Consider the following 1,708-nt stretch of genomic DNA (forward strand, 5'->3'; position numbering starts at 1 on the left):
GCGCGGGCTCCAACCCCCCCGGCGGGGCCCCGTTGCGTAGGCTCACCGGGGCCCCGGGGGATCGGTACTGCGTCGGCAGCTCCTGGATCTGAGAGCCGCCCAGTGCGGCTCTCAGCCTAGTCGCCATCCTGGGAACGCCTTGGCTTCGAGGCTCGAGAGCCACACTGACCTGCGAACTTCGTCTACCACTACCCGCCAGTTCGTGTCTGTCGGGCCTCGTTCGACCGTGTCTACGATATGAACCATAACCATGTCGGCGAAGGATGTCTACTCTGGCAAAAGTAGATTTGCTGGCCCGGGCCGCCGGGCGGTTCCGGGACTGAATAGGATCTGCTCTCATGTCGAACCCTGACGAGCTGCTCGTCGCCCTCTCCACCGCGGTGGAGTCCGAGCGAAGCAATCAGATGTCGTTGACCGTGGTCGTCGGCGGGGCCGTCATCACCGGCCGGCTGGCTCCTGAGGCCGTGTGGCGGGAGCGCGTGGCGGAGGTGCTGAAGGACTCGGACCGCCTCGGCCCGTTCTCCGACGTCTTCGCCCGCGCCCCGCGAGGGGACCGGCCCGACGACGAGGCGCCCGCCCAGCCCACCCATCTGCACTTCCACCTGGCCCGGATCCTGCAGGGAAGCCTCGGTATCCCGGAGACGGGAGGCATGTACCGCGTCGCGATCAAGGACGTGAGCGCGTGGACCGTGGGTGATCTCAGCTACTTCGACCAGTAGACCGACACCTGGGGCCCGGTCCGGCCGGGCCCCAGGTACCGCCGCTCACCGTTCCGGGAGCGCCGCCTCCGGGTTGCCGTAGTAGGCGTCGGGGCCGTGTTTGCGGGTGTAGTGCCGCTCCAGGAGGTGCTGGGGCGGCGGTGCGGTCGGGTTGAGGGACAGGGTGTGCAGGGCGATGTCGGCGACGGCTTCGCAGATGATCGCGTGTTCCAGGGACTTGCGGGCTGTGGCGCCCCAGGTGAAGGGGCCGTGGCCGGCGACGAGGGCGGCGGGGACCTCTACGGCCCGCTGGTCCTCTCCCTCCAGCAGGTCCACGATCACTTGGCCGGTGTTGTACTCGTAGTCCTTGGCGCACTCCTGCTTGGTGAGGTCGCGGGTGACGGGGATGGGTCCGTTGAAGGTGTCGGCGTGGGTGGTGCCCAGGACCGGGATGTCGCGGTGGGCCTGGGCGAAGGCGACCGCGTGGGTGGAGTGGGTGTGGGTCACGCCGCCGACGGAGGGGAACGCCTGGTAGAGGCAGCGGTGGGTCTCGGTGTCGGTGGACGGACGTAGGTGGCCGCCGACGACCGCGCCGTCGGACAGGCGGACCGTCACCAGGTCGTCGATCGTGAGGTCCTCGTAGGGGACCCCGGAGGGCTTGATGACGAACACGCCCGCCTCTCGGTCGACCCCGCTGACATTGCCCCAGGTCAGGGTCGCCAGGCCGACCTGGGGGATGGTGAGGTTTGCCTCCAGGACCTCCTGGCGGAGACCCTCACGGACACGCACGCTCATCGGTCGTCTCCCTCGGTGCCGGCGGTCACAGGGCCTGGGCCAGTCGGTGGTAGGCGGCGTTCCAGCGGATTTCCTTGGCGAACTGGTCGGTGGTGGTGTTTTCGTCGATGGTGAGGAGTTCGACGCCGGTCATGGCCGCGTAGTCGGTCAGCGTCTCGGCGTCGACGGCGGAGCTGAGGACGGTGTGGTGGGGGGCGCCGGCCAGCAGCCAGCTC

Annotated in this window: 2 protein-coding genes and 1 pseudogene; 1 reads left to right on the forward strand and 2 read right to left on the reverse strand. The window is 69.0% G+C overall.

The window, feature by feature from the left end:
* Positions 1-338: 338 nt before the first annotated feature.
* Entirely contained in the window at positions 339-719 is a 381-nt protein-coding gene (locus tag ACFVYN_RS28365) for a hypothetical protein (RefSeq protein WP_390003250.1), read from the forward strand.
* Positions 720-764: 45 nt separating this feature from the next.
* Here the strand turns inward: ACFVYN_RS28365 and araD are convergent, their stop codons facing one another.
* Together araD and ACFVYN_RS28375 are read right to left on the reverse strand one after the other, a co-directional pair.
* Positions 765-1,493, reverse strand: a complete 729-nt coding sequence (araD, locus tag ACFVYN_RS28370) for an L-ribulose-5-phosphate 4-epimerase AraD (RefSeq protein WP_390003252.1) — start codon at positions 1,491-1,493, stop codon at positions 765-767.
* Positions 1,494-1,518: 25 nt separating this feature from the next.
* Positions 1,519-1,708 (reverse strand): annotated as a pseudogene (locus tag ACFVYN_RS28375) (L-arabinose isomerase); the annotation flags it as partial.

This window comes from Streptomyces sp. NPDC058307, from assembly GCF_042880295.1.
In the GTDB taxonomy this organism is placed as follows: Bacteria; Actinomycetota; Actinomycetes; order Streptomycetales; family Streptomycetaceae; genus Streptomyces.